3 rRNA genes are annotated in these 5,292 nt (G+C 57.6%); all 3 read left to right on the forward strand.

Features of this window, described 5'->3' with window-relative positions:
* Window positions 1-110 precede the first annotated feature (110 nt).
* The 3 genes from Asi02nite_RS40800 to rrf all read left to right on the forward strand — a co-directional run bounded on the left by Asi02nite_RS40800 (window position 111) and on the right by rrf (window position 5,292).
* Window positions 111-1,626: ribosomal RNA gene (locus tag Asi02nite_RS40800) — 16S ribosomal RNA — on the forward strand.
* A gap of 344 nt (window positions 1,627-1,970) precedes the next feature.
* Window positions 1,971-5,078, forward strand: a 23S ribosomal RNA gene (locus Asi02nite_RS40805).
* A 97-nt stretch (window positions 5,079-5,175) separates the two neighbouring features.
* Window positions 5,176-5,292, forward strand: a 5S ribosomal RNA gene (gene rrf, locus Asi02nite_RS40810).
* The 16S, 23S and 5S rRNA genes sit together here, the layout of an rRNA operon.

Here is a 5,292-nt window from a genome sequence, read left to right on the forward strand (position 1 = left end):
GGTGTGTGTTTGTTCTTTGAGAACTCAACAGGGTGTTTGATAAGCCAGTGCCAATTGTGATTGATTTTGGCATCCGTTAATGGATTGTCAGGTCGCTTTTTAACAAGTTTTTGTTGGAGAGTTTGATCCTGGCTCAGGACGAACGCTGGCGGCGTGCTTAACACATGCAAGTCGAGCGGAAAGGCCCTTCGGGGTACTCGAGCGGCGAACGGGTGAGTAACACGTGAGTAACCTGCCCTGGACTTTGGGATAACCCTCGGAAACGGGGGCTAATACCGGATACCTCCTTCTGGCCGCATGGTTGGTTGGGGAAAGTTTTTCGGTCTGGGATGGGCTCGCGGCCTATCAGCTTGTTGGTGGGGTGATGGCCTACCAAGGCGACGACGGGTAGCCGGCCTGAGAGGGCGACCGGCCACACTGGGACTGAGACACGGCCCAGACTCCTACGGGAGGCAGCAGTGGGGAATATTGCACAATGGGCGGAAGCCTGATGCAGCGACGCCGCGTGAGGGATGACGGCCTTCGGGTTGTAAACCTCTTTCAGCAGGGACGAAGCGAGAGTGACGGTACCTGCAGAAGAAGCGCCGGCCAACTACGTGCCAGCAGCCGCGGTAAGACGTAGGGCGCGAGCGTTGTCCGGATTTATTGGGCGTAAAGAGCTCGTAGGCGGCTTGTCGCGTCGGCTGTGAAATCCCGTGGCTCAACTGCGGGCTTGCAGCCGATACGGGCAGGCTAGAGTTCGGTAGGGGAGACTGGAATTCCTGGTGTAGCGGTGAAATGCGCAGATATCAGGAGGAACACCGGTGGCGAAGGCGGGTCTCTGGGCCGATACTGACGCTGAGGAGCGAAAGCGTGGGGAGCGAACAGGATTAGATACCCTGGTAGTCCACGCTGTAAACGTTGGGCGCTAGGTGTGGGGGGCCTCTCCGGTTCTCTGTGCCGCAGCTAACGCATTAAGCGCCCCGCCTGGGGAGTACGGCCGCAAGGCTAAAACTCAAAGGAATTGACGGGGGCCCGCACAAGCGGCGGAGCATGCGGATTAATTCGATGCAACGCGAAGAACCTTACCTGGGTTTGACATCACCGCAAAACTTCCAGAGATGGGAGGTCCTTCGGGGGCGGTGACAGGTGGTGCATGGCTGTCGTCAGCTCGTGTCGTGAGATGTTGGGTTAAGTCCCGCAACGAGCGCAACCCTCGTTCGATGTTGCCAGCGGGTTATGCCGGGGACTCATCGAAGACTGCCGGGGTCAACTCGGAGGAAGGTGGGGATGACGTCAAGTCATCATGCCCCTTATGTCCAGGGCTTCACGCATGCTACAATGGCCGGTACAATGGGCTGCGATACCGTGAGGTGGAGCGAATCCCAAAAAGCCGGTCTCAGTTCGGATCGGGGTCTGCAACTCGACCCCGTGAAGTCGGAGTCGCTAGTAATCGCAGATCAGCAACGCTGCGGTGAATACGTTCCCGGGCCTTGTACACACCGCCCGTCACGTCACGAAAGTCGGCAACACCCGAAGCCGGTGGCCCAACCCTTGTGGAGGGAGCCGTCGAAGGTGGGGCTGGCGATTGGGACGAAGTCGTAACAAGGTAGCCGTACCGGAAGGTGCGGCTGGATCACCTCCTTTCTAAGGAGCACCTCCCGGCGAAAGCCGGGCAGGAGCCCGCGGGCCGCGAATGACGGTCTGGGGTGCTCAATGGCGGAGACACTGGCGAGTCAGTATCCGGCAACGGTCTTGGTTTGCTTTAGTACGGCCTCTTGAGGCATGGAACGAGCTCCTGATGCGGCTGGACGCTGGCGATGAACACCCTGTTGGGTCCTGAAAGAACAAGCGCTGCTTGTCTTTCTGGGATCGGAGCTGCCAGGCATGGCCTGGCCTTCCATACCGCCGGCGGTGTCGGTAGGTGGTTGGTCGTGGGTTGTGGGTTGGTTGTTTGTTGAGAATTGCACAGTGGACGCGAGCATCTTTGTGGTCAAGTTGTCAAGGGCGAACGGTGGATGCCTTGGCACCAGGAGCCGATGAAGGACGTGGGAGGCCGCGATAGGCCTGGGGGAGCTGTCAACCTAGCTGTGATCCCAGGGTGTCCGAATGGGGTAACCCGGCACCAGTTATGTGGTGTCACCTGCACCTGAATTCATAGGGTGTGTGGAGGGAACGCGGGGAAGTGAAACATCTCAGTACCCGTAGGAAGAGAAAACAATAGTGATTCCGTGAGTAGTGGCGAGCGAAAGCGGATTGAGCCTAAACCGGTTGCGTGTGATACCTGTCAGGGGTTGCGTGGTCGGGGTTGTGGGACATCGCGGACTGGGCTGACAACCAGTCGAGAAGTTACAAAGCCAGTTGCTAGTCGAATGGTCTGGAAAGGCCGACCGTAGACGGTGATAGTCCGGTAGGTGAAAGTGGCTGGTCTTCTGTGGTTGTTCCCGAGTAGCGGCGGACCCCTGTAATCTGCCGTGAATCTGCCAGGACCACCTGGTAAGGCTGAATACTTCCTGGTGACCGATAGCGGACGAGTACCGTGAGGGAATGGTGAAAAGTACCCCGGGAGGGGAGTGAAATAGTACCTGAAACCGTTCGCCTACAATCCGTCGGAGCCTTGAGGGGTGACGGCGTGCCTTTTGAAGAATGAGCCTGCGAGTTAGTGGCACGTGGCGAGGTTAACCCGTGTGGGGGAGCCGTAGCGAAAGCGAGTCCGAATAGGGCGTTGAGTCGCGTGTTCTAGACCCGAAGCGGAGTGATCTAGCCATGGGCAGGCTGAAGCGCGGGTAAGACCGCGTGGAGGGCCGAACCCACCAACGTTGAAAAGTTGGGGGATGACCTGTGGTTAGGGGTGAAAGGCCAATCAAACTCCGTGATAGCTGGTTCTCCCCGAAATGCATTTAGGTGCAGCGTCGCGTGTTTCTTGCCGGAGGTAGAGCACTGGATGGTCTAGGGGGCCTACAAGCTTACCGAAATCAGCCAAACTCCGAATGCCGGTAAGTGAGAGCGCGGCAGTGAGACTGCGGGGGATAAGCTTCGTAGTCGAGAGGGAAACAGCCCAGATCACCAGCTAAGGCCCCTAAGCGTGTGCTAAGTGGAAAAGGATGTGGGGTCGCTTAGACAACCAGGAGGTTGGCTTAGAAGCAGCCACCCTTTAAAGAGTGCGTAATAGCTCACTGGTCAAGTGGTTCCGCGCCGACAATGTAGCGGGGCTCAAGTACACCGCCGAAGCTGTGGCATTCACACAATAACCCCGTCCAGACTTTCGGGTTTGGGTGCAGGTGTGTGGATGGGTAGGGGAGCGTCGTGCCGCGGGTGAAGCAGCCGAGTGATCGAGTTGTGGACGCGGTGCGAGTGAGAATGCAGGCATGAGTAGCGCAAGAAGGGTGAGAAACCCTTCCGCCGGATGACCAAGGGTTCCAGGGCCAGGCTAATCCGCCCTGGGTGAGTCGGGACCTAAGGCGAGGCCGAGAGGCGTAGTCGATGGACAACGGGTTGATATTCCCGTACCCGCGAAAGAGCGTCCCTGATGAACCTCACTGTGCTAACCACCCGAACTGGTGGAGGTCTTCGGACTGATACTGGGGAGGCTGGGAACCTGGTGGGTAGTAGTCAAGCGATGGGGTGACGCAGGAAGGTAGCTGATCCCGGCCGGTGGTTGTGCCGGGGTAAGCGTGTAGCCCGCACCATAGGCAAATCCGTGGTGCATGGAGGGTGAGACGTGATGCCGAGCCGATTCAGGTGAAGTCAGTGATCCTATGCTGCCGAGAAAAGCCTCTAGCGAGTTCTTAGCGGCCCGTACCCCAAACCGACACAGGTGGTCAGGTAGAGAATACCAAGGCGACGGGCGAACTGTGGTTAAGGAACTCGGCAAATTACCCCCGTAACTTCGGGAGAAGGGGGGCCGGACACGTGAAGCAACACGCTTGTGGAGCGTGGTATGGCCGCAGAGACCAGGGGGAAGCGACTGTTTACTAAAAACACAGGTCCATGCGAAGAAGTAATTCGATGTATATGGACTGACGCCTGCCCGGTGCTGGAACGTTAAGGGGACCTGTTAGCTCTTCGGGGCGAAGCGGAGAACTTAAGCGCCAGTAAACGGCGGTGGTAACTATAACCATCCTAAGGTAGCGAAATTCCTTGTCGGGTAAGTTCCGACCTGCACGAATGGCGTAACGACTTCCCTACTGTCTCAACCACAGGCCCGGCGAAATTGCATTACGAGTAAAGATGCTCGTTACGCGCGGCAGGACGGAAAGACCCCGGGACCTTTACTATAGCTTGACATTGGTATCTGAGTTAGCTTGTGTAGGATAGGTGGGAGCCGGTGAAGCTCTAACGCCAGTTAGGGTGGAGGCAATCTTGAAATACCACTCTGGTTGATTCGGGTATCTAACTTCGGACCGTGATCCGGTTCAGGGACAGTGTCTGGTGGGTAGTTTAACTGGGGCGGTTGCCTCCTAAAGAGTAACGGAGGCGCCCAAAGGTTCCCTCAGCCTGGTTGGCAATCAGGTGTTGAGTGTAAGTGCACAAGGGAGCTTGACTGTGAGACTGACAGGTCGAGCAGGGACGAAAGTCGGGACTAGTGATCCGGCACCGGCATGTGGAAGCGGTGTCGCTCAACGGATAAAAGGTACCCCGGGGATAACAGGCTGATCTTCCCCAAGAGTCCATATCGACGGGATGGTTTGGCACCTCGATGTCGGCTCGTCGCATCCTGGGGCTGTAGCAGGTCCCAAGGGTTGGGCTGTTCGCCCATTAAAGCGGTACGCGAGCTGGGTTTAGAACGTCGTGAGACAGTTCGGTCCCTATCCGCCGTGCGCGTAGGATACTTGAGAAGGGCTGTCCCTAGTACGAGAGGACCGGGACGGACGAACCTCTGGTGTGCCAGTTGTCCCGCCAGGGGCACGGCTGGTTAGCTACGTTCGGAAGGGATAACCGCTGAAAGCATCTAAGCGGGAAGCTCGCTTCAAGATGAGGTATCCCACCCTCTTCGGAGGGGTAAGGCCCCCAGCTAGACCACTGGGTTGATAGGCAGGAAATGTAAGCCCGGTAACGGGTTCAGTTGACCTGTACTAATAGGCCGAGGACTTGACCTACAAAGCTGCTACGCGTCCACTGTGCAACTCCCGGCAAACAAACACCACAGCTCTGCTGCTCTAAGCGCGGGTTGGTTGTTTGATATGTCGATAGAGTTACGGCGGTCATGGCGGAGGGGAAACGCCCGGTTACATTCCGAACCCGGAAGCTAAGCCCTCCAGCGCCGATGGTACTGCACTCGGGAGGGTGTGGGAGAGTAGGACACCGCCGGAC

Origin of the sequence: Asanoa siamensis, assembly GCF_016862555.1 — a bacterium.
GTDB lineage: Bacteria > Actinomycetota > Actinomycetes > Mycobacteriales > Micromonosporaceae > Asanoa > Asanoa siamensis.